Annotated in this window: 18 protein-coding genes; 8 read left to right on the top strand and 10 right to left on the bottom strand. The window is 38.9% G+C overall.

Annotated features, from left to right (window positions below):
* Window positions 1-100: 100 nt before the first annotated feature.
* The 3 genes from M2R48_RS03595 to M2R48_RS03585 are packed head-to-tail and all read right to left on the bottom strand — an operon-like array spanning window position 101 to window position 4705.
* Window positions 101-1228 (bottom strand): NADH:flavin oxidoreductase/NADH oxidase, encoded by a 1128-nt coding sequence (locus M2R48_RS03595; protein ID WP_262085126.1) that lies wholly within the window; start codon window positions 1226-1228, stop codon window positions 101-103.
* 19 nt (window positions 1229-1247) lie between these two features.
* On the bottom strand, window positions 1248-3386 hold the full coding sequence (locus M2R48_RS03590) for a TonB-dependent receptor (RefSeq protein ID WP_262085125.1): 2139 nt from the start codon (window positions 3384-3386) through the stop codon (window positions 1248-1250).
* A gap of 20 nt (window positions 3387-3406) precedes the next feature.
* A complete protein-coding gene (locus tag M2R48_RS03585; RefSeq protein WP_262085124.1) occupies window positions 3407-4705 on the bottom strand; it encodes a carbohydrate porin in 1299 nt (432 codons plus the stop codon).
* A gap of 389 nt (window positions 4706-5094) precedes the next feature.
* On the opposite strand from M2R48_RS03585, the gene mutM reads away from it, so the two are divergent.
* Window positions 5095-5946 (top strand): bifunctional DNA-formamidopyrimidine glycosylase/DNA-(apurinic or apyrimidinic site) lyase, encoded by an 852-nt coding sequence (mutM, locus tag M2R48_RS03580; RefSeq protein ID WP_262085123.1) that lies wholly within the window; start codon window positions 5095-5097, stop codon window positions 5944-5946.
* On the top strand, window positions 5943-6227 hold the full coding sequence (locus M2R48_RS03575; protein ID WP_004819160.1) for a peptidylprolyl isomerase: 285 nt from the start codon (window positions 5943-5945) through the stop codon (window positions 6225-6227). The genes mutM and M2R48_RS03575 overlap by 4 nt, the downstream gene beginning before the upstream one ends.
* A gap of 255 nt (window positions 6228-6482) precedes the next feature.
* Here M2R48_RS03575 and M2R48_RS03570 read toward each other — a convergent pair whose 3' ends face one another.
* From M2R48_RS03570 to typA, 3 genes are all read right to left on the bottom strand, one after another.
* Window positions 6483-7121, bottom strand: coding sequence for a hypothetical protein (locus M2R48_RS03570; protein ID WP_096733220.1), 639 nt, complete (start codon window positions 7119-7121; stop codon window positions 6483-6485).
* 141 nt (window positions 7122-7262) lie between these two features.
* Window positions 7263-7694, bottom strand: a complete 432-nt coding sequence (gene mscL / locus M2R48_RS03565) for a large conductance mechanosensitive channel protein MscL (protein WP_004723003.1) — start codon at window positions 7692-7694, stop codon at window positions 7263-7265.
* A gap of 193 nt (window positions 7695-7887) precedes the next feature.
* Window positions 7888-9723, bottom strand: coding sequence for a translational GTPase TypA (gene typA, locus M2R48_RS03560; protein WP_004723004.1), 1836 nt, complete (start codon window positions 9721-9723; stop codon window positions 7888-7890).
* 174 nt (window positions 9724-9897) lie between these two features.
* Between typA and M2R48_RS03555 the strand changes: the two genes are divergently transcribed.
* The 4 genes from M2R48_RS03555 to M2R48_RS03540 all read left to right on the top strand — a co-directional run bounded on the left by M2R48_RS03555 (window position 9898) and on the right by M2R48_RS03540 (window position 15438).
* Window positions 9898-11271, top strand: coding sequence for a uracil-xanthine permease family protein (locus M2R48_RS03555; protein ID WP_004819155.1), 1374 nt, complete (start codon window positions 9898-9900; stop codon window positions 11269-11271).
* A gap of 69 nt (window positions 11272-11340) precedes the next feature.
* Window positions 11341-12372, top strand: a complete 1032-nt coding sequence (locus M2R48_RS03550) for a class I SAM-dependent methyltransferase (protein ID WP_262085122.1) — start codon at window positions 11341-11343, stop codon at window positions 12370-12372.
* 2 nt (window positions 12373-12374) lie between these two features.
* Complete coding sequence (locus M2R48_RS03545; protein WP_004723010.1) at window positions 12375-13838, top strand: amino acid permease; 1464 nt, start codon at window positions 12375-12377, stop codon at window positions 13836-13838.
* A gap of 394 nt (window positions 13839-14232) precedes the next feature.
* Window positions 14233-15438: an RtcB family protein gene (locus M2R48_RS03540; protein ID WP_262085121.1), complete on the top strand. Its 1206-nt coding sequence runs from the start codon at window positions 14233-14235 to the stop codon at window positions 15436-15438.
* A gap of 75 nt (window positions 15439-15513) precedes the next feature.
* Here the strand turns inward: M2R48_RS03540 and M2R48_RS03535 are convergent, their stop codons facing one another.
* The 3 genes from M2R48_RS03535 to omp38 form a co-directional block, all read right to left on the bottom strand.
* A complete protein-coding gene (locus M2R48_RS03535; protein ID WP_262085120.1) occupies window positions 15514-16044 on the bottom strand; it encodes a cysteine peptidase family C39 domain-containing protein in 531 nt (176 codons plus the stop codon).
* A 75-nt stretch (window positions 16045-16119) separates the two neighbouring features.
* Window positions 16120-16575: an OmpA family protein gene (locus M2R48_RS03530; protein WP_262085118.1), complete on the bottom strand. Its 456-nt coding sequence runs from the start codon at window positions 16573-16575 to the stop codon at window positions 16120-16122.
* Window positions 16576-16692: 117 nt separating this feature from the next.
* The gene (gene omp38, locus M2R48_RS03525) at window positions 16693-17724 is read right to left on the bottom strand and encodes an outer membrane protein Omp38 (RefSeq protein WP_262085117.1); all 1032 of its coding nucleotides are present in this window, start codon (window positions 17722-17724) and stop codon (window positions 16693-16695) included.
* A gap of 484 nt (window positions 17725-18208) precedes the next feature.
* Here omp38 and M2R48_RS03520 point away from each other — a divergent pair, with 484 nt between their 5' ends.
* The gene (locus tag M2R48_RS03520) at window positions 18209-18631 is read left to right on the top strand and encodes a GspH/FimT family protein (RefSeq protein WP_262085116.1); all 423 of its coding nucleotides are present in this window, start codon (window positions 18209-18211) and stop codon (window positions 18629-18631) included.
* A 117-nt stretch (window positions 18632-18748) separates the two neighbouring features.
* Window positions 18749-19924, top strand: a complete 1176-nt coding sequence (locus M2R48_RS03515) for a thiolase family protein (protein WP_262085115.1) — start codon at window positions 18749-18751, stop codon at window positions 19922-19924.
* A gap of 195 nt (window positions 19925-20119) precedes the next feature.
* Here M2R48_RS03515 and M2R48_RS03510 read toward each other — a convergent pair whose 3' ends face one another.
* Window positions 20120-20452, bottom strand: a complete 333-nt coding sequence (locus tag M2R48_RS03510; protein WP_262085114.1) for a DUF2834 domain-containing protein — start codon at window positions 20450-20452, stop codon at window positions 20120-20122.
* Window positions 20453-20847: the final 395 nt, after the last annotated feature.

The raw sequence follows: 20847 nt of genomic DNA, 5'->3' as shown, positions 1-20847 counted from the left end.
CCTTTTCCAGATCATACAAATAAAGATATATCCTAGAATATATCTTTATTCAGTTTAAATACGTTTAAAGAATAATGAGTGAATCAAAACTGTTATGCCATCAATATGCTGAGAACAAATCTTTGATTCCATGCGGCTGACAACGTAAATATTGTGGTGCAATCGAGATTTTCGCACCCAATTTTGCTGCAGCATGCCAAGGCCAGCGTGGGTCATATAAAATCGCTCTTGCCAATGCAATTGCATCTGCTTCGCCTTGTTGAAGGATCTGTTCAGCTTGCTCAGCTTCGGTAATTAAGCCTACTGCAATTACAGGAATATTCACCTGTTTTTTAATCGCATTTGCAAAAGGCACTTGGTAATTTGCACCCACTTTAATATCTTGTTGAATATGTAATCCCGCAGAGGATACATGGATATAAACAGCACCAAGTTGCGCTAAAGCTTTTGATAAGCCAATACTTGATTCAACATTCCAGCTATTTTCTGCATCCATCCAGTCAGTTGCAGAAATACGTACACCTACAGGGTAGTCAGTTGGTACAACTGCTCGAATCGCTTGAAAAACTTCTAGTGTAAAACGAATACGATTTTCAAAACTTCCACCATATTCATCAGTTCGGTGGTTAGACAACGGCGACATAAATTGATGCAGTAAATACCCATGCGCTGCATGAATTTCAATCAGTGAAAAACCAGCGTCTACAGCACGAATCGCCGCTTGTGCAAAGTCTTGAATAATTATTTTAATTTCATCAATGGTTAATTCATGCGGGGCAATATCATTCGGGCTAAAAGCAATATCACTGGCTGATACAGTTTGCCATCCATGTTCATGATCTGGCGCAATCTGACCTTTCCCCTGCTTGACCAACCAAGGCTTTTCAGTCGAAGCTTTACGGCCTGCATGCGCAAGCTGAATAGCAAAAGGTGTTGGAGCAATACTTTTTACCTTATTGAGTAAAGCTTTGATTTGATCCCGTTGCGTATCATTCCAAAGTCCTACATCGGCATAACTGATCCGCCCTTCGGCTTGAACCGCTGTTGCTTCAATAATACATAAGCTCGCACCTGACAAAGCGTAATTTGCCCATTGCTGTTCATGCCAATAGGTCACTTCACCTTGATCTGTTGCCGAATATTGACACATTGGCGCAATAATAATTTTATTGCTGAGTGAGAGTGAACCAAATTGAATAGATTCAAATAACTTTGGTTGAGCAGACATAAATTATTTTCCCAATGAATTAGAACTGTTTGGTGACACTGAGTCCTGCACTCCAGTTAATACCATCAGCAGGTTCAAAGAATCGACTATTACCATCATTCACAATGACTGAACCGACGTAATTTTTATCGAATAAATTATCAACTCGAGCAAAACTACGCACTTTCCAATCGTTGTTTTTCCAGATATAACCGACATTCATACTGGTTACTGTATAACTTGGTGCAGTATCTGTATTGAGATCGTCTACATAGATTTTATCCATATATCGAACATCGACACCTGCATTAAAGCCCTGCTCAGGCAACCAGCCGAAAGATACAAAGGCTTGGTTTTTTGCAATTCCGGGAATGTAATTGCCACTTTGGATAACTTTTTTAGGATCTGTGTTGGGAATGTCTGCATCAAATGTTGCATCAAGGAAACTATAACTGGCTTGAGCTGTTAAATTCTTCCACAACTTTTTATTCCAAGACAGCTCTACCCCTTGGCGTAGTGTTTTATCTGCATTTTGATAGGTTGCACGTCCATTGAGTGTTCCCGCAGAAACGATATCATCTTGAGTATTACTTTGGAAAACTGCGGCGGTAAAATTACCTAGACGATTTTGTGCTTTTAAACCAAGCTCATAGTTATCACTGGTTGATGGTTTAAGCGCAAAGTTAATCCCTGCCGTTCCTTCTGTTGGATAGGCCATTTCAGTAAAGGTTGGTGTTTCAAAGCCTTTGGCATAACTGATATAAGTACTAAGGTCTGGAGTAACTTCCCAAGTAAAGGCAGCTGATGGGAGCAGTTTTTGATAATCGGTTTGACCGCTGTCATCGCCATTCAAACCAATGATGTAGTGATCTTTCGACTCATAATGAACATTACTATAACGCAATCCGGTATCTAGACGTACAGTCGGCAAAAATTGCCAAGCTGCCTGTAAATATGGATCTAAATTCCATAAAGTATTTCGTTCATCACGGCGTAAGTTGCCTTTTACCCCATATTCGCCCTTGGCATTAAAATTCTCATACCCTTGACGATCTTCATTCATCGCATCATAAGCCAAGCCTGCACTGATCCGTGTATTCGGTAATAAGTCTTTGCCAGTCCAACGTAAATCAGCACCATAAAAATCTCGTTCGAAATCAATCACTCCACCTGCATGGCGTGGATTCTTTTGAGCAGAACTTGGAATAGACTGGTATTGAGTCACTTCACGATGACCAATATAAGCCATACTATAAAGCTCTTGTTGATCATTCAGGGGCTTAATCCAATTGATACCTGTCTGTGTTTGGTTAATATCTTTACGAACATCATAGATATTTTTACTGTCATTGACCTGTTTAGGATTTTGCTTCCATTGCTCACGAGTCAAACCTTGTGGATCATCAGCGGAAATATCTACATGATTGATCAGCCAATTGATCTTAGAACCATCATCTAAGTCCCACGTGAGTTTGGCATTGCTCAACACTTTTCTTGCCGCACTATGGTCACGATAACCATCGGTATCAAAATAAGAAGAACTGATCACATAGCTCGGTTCATTGGCCTTATCTGCACCACCTTGTAAGGTGATGTCAGCGCGGCCTTTATTATTACTGCCACCTGAATATCCTAACTCTACCGAATCACGCCCTGTTCCTTCTTTGGTCGTGGTGAGAACAGTCCCCCCAGAGGAGTTTCCATACAGTGATGAAAAGGGCCCACCAAGCACTTCAATATGATCTAAGCTCGTTAAATCAATATTTGAAGTTTGGCCTTGTCCGTCTGGCATCGTCGCAGGAATCCCATCGACATAAAGACGAATTCCACGGACCCCAAAAGTTGAACGTGCGCCAAATCCGCGCATAGACAGTTGTAAGTCTTGGGCATAATTTTCACGATTATTGAGCTGTAAACCCGGAATACCTTTGAGTGTTTCAGTGAGGTTTACCCCAATATTATTTTGACTTTGTTGTTGATCGACTCTATATACCGATGCTGGGGTGTTTAATATGCTGGTATCTGAACGTGTTGCTTCAATTTTGATGGTTGGAAGTTGCTGAGTAGAATCTTGCTGAATGGAATCTTGAGATTCCACTTCAGCATATAAACTCTGTGTGATACATACCGTTAAGCAAAGTAGTGTTGTATTAATTTTTAGATGTTTCACTCTTTGCATAAAGGTGTCCTCGGGTGGTATTAAAAAATAATTTTAGACCCCAAGCCAACGACAAACGCATTGTCCACCTGATTGGTTGCACCAGGATGTACCACATACTGCACTAAAGGACGAAGCATGAACCATTTGGCAGGGTAATATGAGTAATTCAACTCAACATTATACTCTGCATCTTCATTCAACTGTCTTAAATTTGTTCCTAAGCGAGCACTATTCACATAATTAGTATACCGATCATTCAAATGTACCCGATTTACCGCCAAACCAAGAATATCGTTTGGTTGAGCATCAAACAGACCATAGTATTTTAGGCCAAGTTGCTGTGAATCATTTACGGCTGTCGTCGTACGATCATGAATGGTGAAATTACCAAAACTGTGTAAACCACGTTTCCCCTCTCCAGTTGAAGTCAATTGCTGTTCAAATGCAATCCAACCGCCATATGTTCGATCTTCAGCCTTAGTTCCTGCTTTATAAGCAACATCGTACTGATTTTTAGCCTCATCAGCAGTATTGTAAAGCGTACCAATACGATAACTGCCTGGTAAATTATTCACACCCTGCTTAGGTGACCACACCACTTCAGAAAGAATATTGACACCATCGGCATGCTTTGTATCCAAATTCCAGCCTTGACGCTCTAAAGCATTATCAGGGTTGTATTCAAACACCCCCACTTGTGCAAATAGTTCAGGATTGATGTGATATTTTAAGCGTGCGCCCCATTGTGAGACTGGTGTGTTATACCAAAGCTTACCTTGCCATTTCCCCATCTGTGCTGCACAAAATGCATTGCCTTGGAAATCACAAGCCATGGTATTGAATTCAGTACCTAAACCCATACGACCTAAACGCAAGCTTAGTCCTTGATCCTTAAAATTCTTTTCTATATATAATTCGCTGAGACGGCTCCCTGAATTACCACGTCCCCAATTGGCTTGCGAGTTTGCCCATTGTGGTGCATCTGGTGCTTGAATGCCTCTGAGTGAAGTACTTTCACCTTGACGTGCTGTAACTAAAGCACGAATAGTCACATCATTCCAACCCGCCAGTTTCCCCATATCCAAGGTTGTACCCAGTCCGAATTGTGTCGCAAATGTTGGCGCTTGGTGCGCATCATAACCACCATCAGCGAGATATGAACTGTCCATGGCAATGGTGCCATCAAATTTGATTCCCTTTTCTGCAAGTTCAGTCCGACTCCCATTCCAATCACCCGTCATGGTTGAACCGTGTAAATTAAACGCATCTTCAGCTGATGCAAAAGACATCATGCTACATGCAGAGATTGCCAATAAAGGATAAGCAATTTTTTTCATGGGAAAGCCTAATCAGGAACAAAACGAATAAAGATAAACCAGTCAACACTCAATCACTTTAGCCGTCTAAATTTAATAGAAAGTTCCAGCTTTAAAATGACTATTTTTCCTGAAATATCGAGATAAAAAGAATTATTTCAGTAAACAATTCACTAGAAATTTACACATTTTTTTACATATAACTATCAGATATTTTTTATCAATTGGAAAACTTTATTTTATTAATAAACTTTATTTTAAATAACAATCACTTAAAAACAATAATTCAATCTTATTCAACGATCATATCCATAATTTTAACCTAAAGTCGTAGGCTCAACGCAACCGCCCTTTAACGCAATGCAATTCTTGCATACAATATTCAGTCCTCACACCAATGTGACAAGTGCATGCCTGAATTACCAGAAGTTGAAACAACAAAAGCCAGTTTACTCCCCCTGATCGACCAGAAAGTTCTTCATGTTCAAGTGCGTGAGTCACGGTTACGCTGGCCTATACCCGAAGATATTCAACAACTTCAAGGTCAAAAACTCGTTCGCTTAACGCGTCGTTCAAAATACATTTTGGCAGAGTTTGAAACCCATAGCATGTTATGGCATTTGGGTATGTCAGGTAGTTTTAGAATCTGTGATGAACATGAAGCACTTAGAAAGCATGACCATCTGATCATTCAGTTTGAAGACACACAGCTGCGCTATCATGATCCTCGACGTTTTGGTTGTATCATTTGGCTGAATGAGGAAAGCCAAACAAAATTGATTGATACTTTAGGGCCTGAACCATTGAGTGATGAATTTCATGCCGAATATTTAGCAGAAAAGTTTAAAAATAAAAATGTCGGCACAAAAGTTGCAATCATGGATAATCATATTGTTGTGGGTGTAGGCAATATTTATGCAACCGAAAGCTTATTTAATTTAGGGATTCATCCGGCACAGCCTGCTTCGAGTTTGACGAAAGCACAAATTCAAAAATTGGTTATCGAAATTAAACGTATTTTAAAGCAAGCGATTGATTTGGGTGGTTCAACCTTAAGAGACTATAGCAACGCCATGGGTGAGAATGGCTACTTTCAGCAGACCTTATTGGCTTATGGTCGTGCGGGTGAGATGTGTATTAACTGTGAAACCACTTTAGAAAATCTAAAGTTAGGACAAAGAGCCAGTGTGTTTTGCCCACAATGCCAGCCATTAAAGATCGCGAAGAGCATCCCACAAAAACCACGAGGAAAAAGTAAATGAAAACTGCAATCGTTCGACATATTCTCGTCAAAGATAAGGACTTGGCTGAACAACTTAAGAAGAAGATCCATGATGGCGCTGATTTTGCCAAAGTGGCTAAACAGCATTCCACATGTAATTCAGCAAAACGTGGTGGTGAACTGGGTGAAGTAAAAAAAGGACAGCTTGTTCCTGTGATTGATAAACTGGTATTTACCGCTGCTGAACGTGTACTTCATGGTCCAGTAAAAAGCCAATTCGGCTTTCACTTGGTTGAAATTAAATTTCGCATGGATTTTTAGTTTAAAGATTTACATTCTTGGTATGAAGTTGAAAGGATCTCTCCCTATTCGGTGACGCTCAAATTAGAGTCATACCAACAACTATCATTACTGAAGCTAAATTAAAATACTTTTGCTTTTCGATCATTCAGGCTTTCAAAGTGTGTCTATCACGTAGCGCAATGACAAGGATGTTAATATTTGCTTTAAACCTTATTGTTTATTAAGACAACAAAACAATAAAAATCTGAGCTGTTCTCGTTAATTCAAACCCTCCTATATTTTTGAATCAATTTGCTCAGGTTTAAATTCATGGATAAACTTCGCATAATCATCAATATATGATCTAAATGCTTCCTCCCGAGTGGTAAAGTAAAATATTTCATTGCCATTTCTAACGATGGTTTCAGGAGATTTACCATTACAGTACCCTCCTGCTGAATAGACAGCAGACTTAAGCATTTGAAAGCTTTGTTCAGCAAGCTGTTCATCCTTAAAAGCAAAAACCAGCAAAACAAAATCTGGGCGATATTGTTTTTCATCACCTAACTTAACTTTACTGATTGCCTTATAAGAGCGGATGCCCTCACCTTTTACTTGAATCACTTTATTCAGAGAACAATCATTTTCAGACCAAGAGCTACCACTGTCTTTTTCTATAAACTCAAAATTGGCTTTTAATAAACGTGTTTGTAGGGCCAACAGTAATGTTTCATTTTCATCTACCGAGTCGGTTTCTATAGTGACGTAGCGGGTATCTTCATTTGGCATTTCATTAAAAGTTAAACCACTAGCAGGTCGGCTTTGGTCCGCTTGCGTAGATGTTGGAGTATCAGCGGATTGCTGCTCTTTTGGATGCTCTGAACATGCATACAAACTGATAAGTATTGCCATAATCCCTATGTTTTTTTTCATCAGCCCCATCTCTATTTTCTTGCTTGCATAAAAAACGGTACTTGATCGTACCGTTTCATTCAACTCTTTTACAATGATTTAATAGCTTTATCAGGCTTTAGACATATTAAAATACTGTAATTTGAATCAATTTGATGAAGATTAAGCTTCAGGGCGTTTCTTTAATTCATCACGAATTTCACGCAGTAATGCAATATCTTCTGGTGTAGCAGCTGGAGCTTCTTCAGCAGGTTTACGGATTTTATTGAGGAATTTAACCAACAAGAAAACCACCCACATTAAGATCAGAAAGTTCAATACAATTGTGATGAAATTACCATAGGTTAGTACGTTAATCCCAGCTTTGGTCAATTCATCCAATGATGAAAGGTTATTTGGGTTATCGCCAAGTACGACAAATTTTTGAGTAAAATCAACACCACCACCTGTAATCACTGTGATTAAAGGCATAATCACGTCTTTCACTAATGAGTCGATAATTTTATTGAAAGCACCACCAATGATGACACCAATTGCCAAATCCATCATATTGCCTTTAATGGCAAATTCTCTGAACTCTGAAAGAATACTCATACTTTAACTCCACGCCGATTTTGCGTATTTTTTATGTGACGAAGTATACATTATGTTTCAACATATATTTCCGCCTAATTTACTCGCTTTTTATTAAAAACCAATATCCTTTTACATTTATATAAAAAAACCGCAATTTATTAAAAAATTGCGGTTTTTTTTCTAGAAATTAAATTATTTCCAGTTTGAACGCTTAGCCACGTGAAGCACGTTTACGTTCATTTTCAGTTAAGAATTTTTTACGAATACGAACTGATTTAGGTGTTACTTCAACTAATTCGTCATCTTCAATAAATTCTAATGCTTGTTCAAGCGTGAATTTAATTGCAGGTGTTAACGTTAACGCTTCATCTGTACCAGATGCACGCATGTTAGTTAACTGTTTCGCTTTGGTTGGGTTCACAGTCATGTCGTCTGAACGAGAGTTCATACCTACGATCATACCTTCATAAACTTCTAACTGTGGTTCAGCAAATAGACGACCACGGTCTTGTAAAGTGAACAATGCAAACGCTAAGCAAGTACCGTTAACCATAGAGATCAACACACCGTTTTGACGTTTCGCAACTGCACCTTGTTTAGCTGTACCGTAATGCGAGAAGCTTGAAGTCATGATACCAGTACCAGAGGTAATGGTTAAGAATTCAGAACGGAAACCAATCAAACCACGTGATGGAACAGTCGCTTCAATACGGATACGGCCTTTACCGTCAACTTCCATATTGGTCAACTCACCTTTACGGTTACCCATTTGTTCCATTACAGAACCCTGATGTTGTTCTTCAACATCAAAAGTAACGTTTTCGTATGGTTCTTGAGTTTCGCCATCAACTTCTTTCATGATCACTTGCGGACGAGAAACACCCATCTCGAAGCCTTCACGACGCATTGTTTCAATCAATACTGAGAGGTGAAGTTCACCACGACCAGAAACTTTGAAACGGTCTGGACTGTCAGTATCTTCAACACGTAAAGCAACGTTATGGATCAATTCGCGATCTAAACGCTCACGGATATTACGTGAAGTTACAAATTTACCTTCTTTACCAGCAAACGGTGAGTTGTTTACTTGGAACGTCATCGAAACTGTAGGTTCATCTACAGACAATGCAGGTAATGCTTCAACATTTTTAGGATCACAGATTGTGTCAGAAATGTTCAATGCATCTAAACCAGTGATACATACGATATCACCCGCTTGAGCAGAATCTACATCTACACGCTCTAAACCATGGTAACCCATAATTTTTAAGATACGACCGTTACGTGTCTTGCCATCTTTATCGATCACAGTCACTGGTGTATTGGTTTTTACTGAACCACGTTGAATACGGCCAACACCAATTACACCCACGAAACTATTATAGTCAAGTGATGAAATTTGCATTTGGAATGGACCATCAATATCAACTGCTGGTGGTTCAACGATATCTACGATTGTTTCGAACAACGGTGTCATATCTTCCGCTAATTCTTCAGGAGAAGGACCAGCAACACCACGTAAGCCTGAAGCATATACGATTGGGAAGTCTAACTGTTCGTCACTACCGCCTAAGTTATCGAACAAATCAAATACTTGATCAATTACCCAGTCTGGACGAGCACTTGGCTTATCTACTTTGTTGATGATAACAATTGGCTTCAAACCACGAGCAAACGCTTTTTGTGTTACAAAGCGAGTTTGTGGCATTGGGCCTTCTTGTGAATCGACAAGAAGAAGTACGCAGTCAACCATAGACATTACACGTTCAACTTCACCACCAAAGTCAGCATGTCCTGGGGTGTCGACGATGTTGATGCGGTATTCAGTATTTGTACGCTTGTCTAACCATTTGATTGCAGTGTTTTTTGCAAGAATGGTAATACCGCGTTCAGACTCAAGCGCATTCGAATCCATAACACGCTCAATCTCACCCGCGCGGTCACCGAGTGCACCTGATTGTTGTAAAAGTTTGTCGACAAGAGTCGTTTTACCATGGTCGACGTGCGCGATGATGGCAATATTACGGAGAGTTTTAATATCAGACATGTAAATTCGATACGCTTTAAATTTGAGGGCAAATTATACAGAAAAATCTTAACTTTTAGTAGTGACAGTTTATTGACAGTTACAAGTTTTTTTCACAACAGCAGGCTTTTTATTTTGTAATAGTGTGTAAAGCGATTAGAATAGCGCCATCTTGCCACTTCCAATTGCTGTGCCATGTCCAATTCTAACCCCTCTCCCAATCAGAAACAGGCTCAAATTGATCTTGTTTATGGTCTAGATGATCGCCCAAAACCACTCATCGCTTTTTTTGCGGCTTTGCAACATTTGCTTGCGATTATTGTTCCAATTGTAACACCCGGTTTACTAATTTGTTTAGCTTTAGGTGTTTCTCCTCAAGATACCAATATGATTCTTTCCATGTCATTGGTGATTTCTGGGGTGGCAACATTCTTACAATGTAAAAAAATTGGACCCTTTGGTGCAGGCCTCCTGATTGTCCAAGGCACAAGCTTTAACTTTATAGGTCCAATGATTGGGATTGGTTCTGCCATGGTTGCTGCGGGCACACCGGTAGAAGCGGTTATGGCATCTATTTTTGGTGTGGTCATTGCTGGCTCATTTATTGAAATGGGTGTTTCGCGTATTTTACCTTGGGTAAAAAAACTGATCACACCCTTGGTTACAGGGATTGTGGTGCTATTGATTGGTTTAACCTTAATTAAAGAAGGTTTAATCAGCATGGGTGGCGGTTACCAAGCCATGGAAAGTCATACGTTTGCCAGTGCCGACAATCTCATTATGTCATGTACAGTGTTGGCAATTATCGTTCTTCTCAATCGCTTCAAAGTGGTTTGGGTGAAAAGTTCTGCAATTCTGATTGCTTTAGTCATTGGCTATATTCTTGCTGGCTTTATGGGCTATTTGGATTTTTCTGGTTTAAAAGATGCCCCATTGATTCAAATTCCGACACCAATGCATTTTGGAATTAGCTTCTCATGGAGCTTATTTATTCCTATGGCGTTTATTTATCTTGTCACGTCTTTAGAAGCAATTGGCGATGTCACCGCAACCTCTAAAATTTCAAATCAGCCTGTAGATGGCCCAGTTTGGATGGAACGAATTAAAGGTGGTGTATTGGTCAATGGTGCCAACTCTTTCCTTGCAGGGATCTTCAACACATTCCCAAGTTCTGTCTTTGCACAAAATAATGGTGTAATTCAGTTGACGGGTGTTGCAAGTCGTTTTGTTGGGATTTGGATTGCAATCCTGCTTATCATTCTGGGGTTATTCCCTGCTGTTGCTGGTATCATTCAGGCGGTACCGCAAGCGGTACTGGGCGGGGCGGTTATGGTAATGTTTGGTGCAGTTGCTGCTTCAGGCATTAACATTTTATCGGGAATTCAACTAGACCGTCGTGCATTATTGATTATTGCTATCTCTTTGGGTCTCGGCCTAGGGGTTGCACAAGTTCCTCAAATTTTGGAACATTTGCCAGAATTACCGCGTAATATTTTTAGTTCTGGTGTCGCAACTGGCGGGCTAGCTGCATTAATTTTGAATTTAGTTTTACCCGAAACTAAAAAATAATAAATCTATTCTTTATAATGCCCAGCTTAGACTGGGCATTGCGCTAATTTTTATTGATGGATGGTGAATATGGAGCCAAAAAGCGAAGTTGTCATTCGACAGCATGACTACCTTTCTGGACGCGTGCTATTTGTAAATGCAGCAACGGATGATCTACTTTCTAATTTAGCTCATAACATCGAAGCAAGCATTTGGACTTGGAATTACAATGAGTTTCAATATTTTCAGAATCAGCAGGCAACGGTACATTTTGGTACTGACCTGCCAGAAGCTGAATTTGATCAGGCTGTTGTTTTTGTTCCAAAATCAAAAGAGCTACTCAACTATATCTTGCACAATTTAGTCAGTCGTTTAGCTGTTGGCGCTTCGATTTTCTTGGTTGGAGAGAAAAAAGGTGGGGTAGAACGTGCTGCAAAACAACTCCAGCCTTATGGTCGAGCCATCAAGCTTGATAGCGCACGTCATTGTCAAATGTGGCAACTCACCACAGATAAAACCGTAACAGCAAAGCCATTAGCAGAATGGGCGCAAGTCTATAATGTTCCAACACCTGCTGGAGAACTTAGCATTTGTGCACTCCCTGGTGTATTTAGCCAAAATCGTCTAGATATTGGAACTGCAGTGCTTTTACCTTATCTCAAACAAGTGACGTCTGGAAAGATTGCGGACTTTGGTTGTGGTGCAGGTGTCATCAGTGCTTATCTGAGTAAACTTAATCCGAAAAATCGTATTTTTGCTTTAGATGTCGATGCTTTTGCTTTAGCATCAACGCAAATGACTTTTGAAAAAAATAATTTACCTTTAGAACAACTTGAAATAAAAGCAGTCACAGGGATTGAAGATGCGCCATTGTTCTTACACGCCATTGTGAGTAACCCTCCATTTCACCAAGGTATTCAAACAGATTACAATGCCAGTGAAACGTTATGTAAAACTGCGAGACGACATTTAAAATCAGGTGGTGAATTATGGATTGTGGCAAACCGCTTCCTAAATTACCCATTACTCATTGAGCAGAGTTTTAGTCAATGTACGACTAAAGCAGATCAACAAGGCTTTAAAGTGCTGTTCGCCAACACTCAAAAAAGTAGTAAGGAATAACGATGAGCGAAACAGATCATCCTCAACTCCAGCGTAAGCTTGGAGCACGACATTTAAACATGATCGCCATTGGCGGTTCTATTGGTACAGGGTTATTCCTTGCTTCGGGTCAAACGATTGCCACCGCTGGACCTGGTGGTGCATTACTTGCTTATGTTCTGATTGGTATCATGATTTATTTCTTGATGACCAGTTTAGGTGAACTTGCAACCCACAATCCAACATCAGGCGCATTCTTTACCTATGGTAATAAGTATGTAGAAGAAGGTTTTGGTTTCGCACTCGGTTGGAACTACTGGTATAACTGGGCCATTACCGTTGCATTTGAATTGGTTGCCGTTCAATTCATCATGAAGTTTTGGTTTCCAGACATCCCCGGCTTTTGGTGGAGTGCGCTATTCCTTGCGATTATCTTCTGTATCAATGCCTTAACTGTAAAAGGCTTTGGTGAAAGTGAATTTTTATTTTCACTGGTTAAAGTGATTGCCATCATCTTCTTTATTGTCATTGGCTTATTCATGATTGGTAAAATCATGTTAGATCCAACAGATTCAATTACCAAGAATTGGACCGTTGGTGAAGCGCCATTTGTTGGTGGCTTTCAAGCCTTAGTCGGTGTGGCCATGATCGCTGGATTCTCGTTCCAAGGGACAGAGATGGTCGGTGTTGCAGCAGGTGAATCTAAAGATCCGAAAAAAACCATTCCAATCGCTATTAAACAAATTTTTTGGCGTATTCTCTTATTTTATATCTTGTGTATCTTTATCATTGGTACATTGGTTGCGTATACAGATCCAAACCTTGCACTTGCTGCGGAAGGTGATGGAAACATTACCCTGTCACCATTTACCCTGTTATATGAAAAAGCAGGTTTAGCATTTGCAGCAGGCTTAATGAATGCGGTGATTTTGACTGCAATTATGTCTGCAGGTAATTCAGGTATGTATTCATCAACACGTATGTTGTTTGATATGGCACGTGAAGGTAAAGCACCACGAGTTTTCTCTAAACTCGATCTTCGCGGTGTACCCATGAATGCACTATATGCAACAACGGCAATTGCGGCACTGTGTTTCTTAACCACCTTTATTGGTGAAAGTGTCGTGTTTACGTGGCTGCTAAACATGTCAGGTATGTGCGGTTTTATTGTCTGGTTAGGTATCGCAATCTCACATTATCGTTTCCGTAAAGGTTATTTGGCTCAAGGCTATAAACTTGAAGATCTTGCGTATCGTGCAAAATTCTTCCCTTTTGGTCCATGGTTTGCCTTTATTCTTTGTGCCATCATTATACTTGGCCAAAATGCAGAAGCTGTGCTTGATGGAAAATGGATGAGTGTGTTGTCTACGTATATTAGTATTCCGCTGTTCCTTGTTATCTGGCTTGGCTATAAGTGGAAACACAAATCTAAATTGATCGCTTATGATCAGATGGATGTACAACCCATTCAAGTCGAAAAAGAGTAAATCACTTGATGTAAATAAAGCAGCTTTTTAGCTGCTTTATTGTTTTTTATAACAGCAATTCAACGTGAATTAAAAATTAATTTGCTATGTTTCATTGACAAAGTTTTTTTTCTTTATAGAATAACGCCCATTGGATCATTTCCAACCAGAATTTTCACCTTTGATTTTAAATCAAAAAGTAGAGGAGTACGACATGCACCAACTTGAGAAAACTTTAAATTAAGATTAAGCAGTCGTCTACTCACGGGCACTGAATTAATCAAAGTGTCCGAATGTCAGTCAAACCTAGCATTCGCTAGGTTTTTTATTGTCTTTAAAATTTGAATCGATCATTGCTTTGACAATAGTGTTGTAACCGCCTTCGGACAATAAAAAATTTGCTTCGAGAAAAAAAATGAGCATACAAATGATTTTAAACGCCAAAGCAGAATATGGCGTTCCTGTAAAAATTTATACAAAAGATGTGGATGAAGAAAGCCTAACGCAACTGCGAAAAATGGCACAATTACAATTTATTCATTCACATATCGCAGTGATGCCAGATGTACATTTGGGTAAAGGCGCAACTGTAGGAAGTGTTATTCCCACCAAGAATGCCATCATTCCTGCTACGGTTGGCGTGGATATCGGTTGTGGTATGAATGCATTAAGACTTAGTTTAAAAGCATCTCAACTACCTGATAATTTAAGTACTTTACGCAATGCCATTGAAAGAAAAGTACCCGTCGGCTTTGAAATGCACAAACAAATCAAAGCTAAGTCTTCAACACTTTCACCCTTAGATAAAAAGCTCCAGCGTATTACAGACAAACACCCTGCTTTAAAACGCATGTTACGCAGTTTTGATGTTACATGGCAAAAGCAACTCGGGACTTTAGGTGGTGGTAATCACTTTATTGAACTGTGTATTGATGAAAATGATGATATCTGGGTCATGCTGCATTCAGGTAGTCGTGGTTTAGGTAATGTGATTGGCACTTACTTTATCGAACGTGCCAAGAAAGAAGCACAACATCGTTTTGGTCACGTGCCTGATAAAGACTTGAGCTACTTTGCAGAAGGATCGACAAATTTCGATGATTATGTGGAAGCTGTAGAATGGGCTCAAGAATATGCTTTTGAAAACCGACGTGAGATGATGCGTTTAATTTTAGAAGCAATTCGCCCTTTATTACCAAGTTTTCAAATGACCAAAGAAGCGATTAATTGTCATCATAATTATGTGCAGAAAGAACTTCACTTTGGTGAAGATGTCTTTGTTACACGTAAAGGTGCAATTCGTGCAGGGCTTGATGAATATGGGATTATCCCTGGTTCAATGGGCGCGCAATCTTTTATCGTTAAAGGCAAAGGTAATCCAGATTCGTTTTGTTCATGTTCACATGGTGCAGGACGTAAAATGAGTCGCTCTAAAGCCAAACACTTGTTTAATCAGCAAGATTTGATTGCACAAACTGCGGGCATTGAGTGTCGTAAAGATAAAGGAGTGGTTGATGAGATTCCAAGTGCCTACAAGGATATTCATCAAGTTATGGCCAATCAAAATGATTTGATTGATGTGGTTCATACACTAAAACAAGTATTGTGTATTAAAGGCTAAAGCTAAAATAACCCTCAATTTTGATCATAAATCTCAGTAAATTTCGATTTACTGAGATTTACATTTGCAATTGAATTAACAATAACGTACAGATGGAATATCGGGATAAATCACAATTGCTTGCTGACAAATTCCCTCAGCTAACCGTTGTTGCTCAAAGACTGCTTTCGGCATGGCATCAAAATTATCATAAAAACAAATTTCCTGATCATTTATCGAATAAACCAACGAATGATTTCCAATGCCTTCTAAAGTGTCATAAAAAACAATAACATTACACCCTTGTTCAATATAGGCTTGGATTTCTTGATAGCTTAACGCTGGACTAATCTGCACTCCTAACCTCTTCGCATCTTGATAACGGAGGATTTCTTTTTCATGAATATTTAAGTCTTCATCTGTATAAAAAGACAGATCAAAACCTAATTTTTTCAGCCCAATCGCTAAACCAATTGTAAAAGTACCATCCTCTGCATCGTGATGACAAAGTTTAACCAACTGTTGAATATCTAACTGAATTGAGTAATTTTGCAATAACATCCAAACAGCAAAAATACCGCAATTTGATTCGAGGTCTAATAAGGCTTTAGGCAGTTGCACGCTCATTCAATTTTCAAACTTGTAGAAATCACAATCAACAATTATAACGCTGTAAGATCAAATTGAGAGGCTTTATCGAAATTACTTAATTTTTAAAGTCACCATTACTCGTCTATTTTTCACTCTACCTTCAGCTGTTTTATTATCAGCAATTGGCTTGGTTGGTCCTAAACCGAGCGTAATCAATTGCTCTGGATTGACCTGATATTCGTTTAAGAGAAAATCTTTGACAATATTCGCGCGTGTTAAGGAGACTTTATTATTTGCAGCCAAAGAGCCTGTACTGTCTGTATGGCCTTCAATGTAAAGAACAAAATTTTTATTGTCTTTCAATAATTGTGAGGCAACAGATAAAGCAGGTTTATACTCAGCTTCAATGTCTGTCGATTTCGGTTGAAAATATATGGACAGCCCATTTTTCAATGACTTCACTTCGTTTGGATATTGTTTTTGGATTGAAACACGATTTGAATCTATTGGTGTCGACGTACAGGCATTCAATGCCATGAGTACCAGTCCTAAAATGATATATTTCATCGTTAACCTGTAATTATTAATTTCTGATTCAATTTTATTTAGATATTCTAGAATTATAAGGACTTTAAATAAAAAAGCGACTCAATTGAGTCGCCTTTTTATTCACTAAATAAAGGATTATTTAGTTACAGTACGGCTACCAGTGATTGTCGCGAATACACGACGGTTCATAGCACGACCTTCTTTAGTTTTGTTGTCAGCAATCGGTTGATCCCAAGCGAAACCTTGAGTAGACAAACGAGATGCATCGATGTTGTACTCGCTTACAAGCGCTGATTTAACAGAGTTAGCACGAGCTAAAGATAAACGTTCGTTTAACTTACGTGGACCAGTGTTATCTGTATGACCTTCAATACGAGCAGTCGCATTCGGGAATGTAGTTAACGCATCAGCAACTTTAGCAACTTCTGGCTTGTATTGATCTTTGATGTTCGATTTGTTTGTATCAAAGAACACACGAAGTTCCATGTTCAAATCTTCAGTAAGAACTTGTGGAGCTGGTTCAACTGGAGTTGGAGCAACTGGAACCACTGGAGCAACTTCTACTACAGGAGCAGCAGGCTTCAAGTGACCACCAAGAACTACGTTAAGACCTGCAAGAGCAGTATAGTTCCAGAATTTTTCGTCAAAGTTATAAGTACCACGAGCTTCTGTACGAAGAGATAAAGCATCGTTTAAGCGCCAGAAAGCACCAACACCAGCATTACCTAAAGTACCTTCTTCGTTGTTATGGTAAGACATGTCATCAAGTTTATACTTGTAATGACCAGCACCTAACAATACATACGGTTTGATTTTGCTGTCATAGTTTTTAGTGATCAAATCAGAAGTAGCATAAAAGTTACCGTTGATTTGAGTTTGCTTGTATTCAGAACCAGCTACGCCAGTACCGTCAAGATCACCTTTAACTTGGTTATATTCAGCTTCAAAACCTAACCATGGAGTAAGTTCTACACCAAGTGCAGCACCAACGAATAAATCGTCTTGTAATTCAGGACCGTTTGTTAACTCGCCTTTATCACCACCATTGTTGTGTTGAGAGTCTTGGAAAGTGTAACCAAGTAGTAAAGGTGTAATAGTTACACCAGCATTAGCAGCAGCGAATGGAGCGGCAACAAGCATAGCAAGTGCGATACGACTCAATTTCATGGATATCCTCCAGAGATAACAATTGTTGTTCAAGCTTAGCCTAAAATTTATTGGCTATCCTGAGATAAATTTTAATACCCCAGTATTATTTTTAAGCTACTCACGTTGAATCATACAAACACTTGAGGCTTTTTCCAAGTGCTTGATAACTTTAATCAAGTAAATTATTGACAAAATTACTTACAATTTCCGTTGTAATTCGGTAACTTTTTACTCAATTTTTTTGCGTGGATCGCTTATCTTTTTGCTACGTGCATTTTAGCAGTAAAAGAAACTGATAGTAATAAATATTTTACTACGTTAACATTTCAATTAAATTTAATAGAAAAATCATTATTTTTCAAATAAAAAACAAGACTTAACAGAAGACCCAAAGATGTATTTTTATTGTAAAGCACGAGGTCTTACCTTGTTCGAGCTTATCGCCACTATTTGTATCCTTACAATTATCTGCTTAATCTGTTTGCCCCATTATCATAATTGGATGCAAAAACAAGAGATTAGAATCATTTCCACACATATTCAACAGCATGTTTCTTATGCAAGAAGTCAAGCTTTAGTTCGACATACCACTGTAGTGATTTGCTCATCTGAAGATTTAATTCGATGTGAAAAAGATAAATGGAACAAAGGATTACTTATTTTTACAGACAAAAATAAAAACAAGCAGATTGATGACGATGACCTCATACTCCTCAAAACTGAAAATAAAATTAAATATGGCAAGCTGACTTGGGTGGGAAGTGCCAGTAGTAGAGATGTATTGACTTTACAAGGTGATACAGGTTTACCCAGAGGTTCACCTGGAAGTTTCTATTATTGTAGCCAATATGATGCAGAAAATAATAAGCGCTACAAAATCGGACGAATGGGTGCGATAAATTTAGGGCCACCACCTGAATGTTAAAAACTGTTCTCTACGGTCAGCATATATTCAATCGCTAGACTTTATTCTTATACTATTTTTTATATACTGCTTAGGTTTTGGATATATTCACAGAATAATCATTTGGAGATTAAAACAATGACTGACATCGTAATTGTGAATGGTGCACGTACAGCTATGGGTGGTTTTCAAGGAAGCCTGACCAGTTTGACTGCACCAGAACTAGGTGCTGCGACGATTAAAGAAGCCATTGCCCGTGCGGGCTTACAACCAAATGATGTACAAGAAGTCATTATGGGATGTGTTTTACCTGCGGGTTTAAAACAAGGCCCGGCCCGCCAAGCAATGCGCAAAGCTGGCTTACCTGATTCAACCGGTGCTGTAACCATTAACAAATTGTGTGGTTCAGGCATGAAAGCAGTTATGCAGGCTGCGGATGCAATCAAAGCAGGTTCAGCAGATGTGATTGTTGCTGGCGGTATGGAATCGATGACTAACGCACCTTATCTTTTGCCAAAAGCACGTAGCGGATATCGCATGGGCCATGGCGAAGTAAAAGACCATATGTTCTTTGATGGCCTAGAAGATGCTGAAACAGGTCGTTTAATGGGCTCTTTTGCCCAAGATATGGCAAATAGCAAAGGCTATACCCGTCAACAGATGGATGATTTTGCGATTCGTTCTTTACAACGCGCACAAAAAGCCATTACTGAAGGTTGGTTTAAAGATGAAATCGTTTCTGTCACAGTTTCAAGCCGTAAAGGCGATGTTGTTATCGATCAAGATGAACAACCATTTAATGCCAATATCGACAAAATTCCTAGCTTACGCCCTGCGTTTGCCAAAGATGGAACGATCACTGCAGCCAATGCCAGTTCAATTTCAGATGGTGCATCTGCGCTGGTTTTAACCTCTGTGGATCATGCTAATGCAAAAGGTCTTCAACCTTTAGCAAAAATTGTTGCCTATGCTTCAAACTCACAACACCCCTCTGAATTTACCATTGCCCCTGTAGGTGCAATCCAAAAGGTATTGGATAAAACCGGTTGGGATGTTCAAGATGTTGACTTATGGGAAATCAATGAAGCATTTGCTATGGTTACCATGTGCCCTATCGATGAATTTAAATTGGACGCTGAAAAAGTTAATATTCATGGTGGTGCATGTGCCCTCGGCCATCCTGTTGGTTCTACAGGCTCACGCATCATCCTGACCTTGATTCATGCTTTAAAACGTACGGGTGGGAAAAAAGGTATTGCTGCGCTTTGTATTGGTGGTGGTGAGGCAACTGCTGTAGCGATTGAAATTCTTTAAGCATTTCAATCCTTGAATTAAAAAGAGGCGTCTACGAGTTGGTAGACGCCTCTTTTATTGTGTCTTCAACTACATCACGCACTTCAATAGACATCAGATAAGTGACTATTTATAAAGAATCGAAAATTATAAGACTCCTCAGAATAGAGTAAGTCATCGCCAAGTTATTAAAAATACTAAAGGACTTAGATGTTTTCAAATCGATGTTTTCAAATCCACATTTTCAAGCTGACATTGCTTCATATACAAAAATAGAGGAAGCCCCACAGAAGCTCCCCCAATAAATGATGCAACAATGGGAATCCATATTTTTTTCATTCTAAGTTGTTTACCCTCGTTAAAAACCATAAATACAATAACAATGACGGTCACAACAACATCTAACCAAGCAAAAGCAGCTAATGGATTCTCTATGATTTGTTGTAGGAATAAAGCAACATCAAATCCATATTCGACCAGCCAAAGTGTAAATTGTGAAAATGGTAGTGCTATTCCTATTAAGGTTAATAATGCATATATTCTTTTCATAATTATTTCTATATATCAGCTCATACTTGTTTTAAAACAAGAAAAAATATCTACGAATACCAAAGTTATAGCTCAACCTTGCTCCCTTTACCAAGCACAAAATGCTTATTTTACAACCATAATAGTTCATTTTTTAAGAGGCCCAATACTGGTTGTCAGTATTCGATATTATCTAACTCTTTTCTTCATAAATTTTATTCCTGTATCTGTTGATCATTTGCAAATCGAAAGCAATACACGAAGGATCTTGCAGAAATAAAAAATGATCATATAAAGTTAATCATATGGGTATTGAAAGTTCCTTCTTCCGTTGGGAGATAAGACTTGGATGAGGGGCTACTACATAGTAGCCCCCTCTTTTATTTTGCTTTCACTTTAACAACTTAAATATCGCT

The sequence above is a fragment of the Acinetobacter sp. I-MWF genome, assembly GCF_025433935.1.
GTDB classification, from domain to species: Bacteria; Pseudomonadota; Gammaproteobacteria; order Pseudomonadales; family Moraxellaceae; genus Acinetobacter; species Acinetobacter guillouiae.
This window is presented reverse-complemented; position numbering and strand designations above follow the sequence as displayed.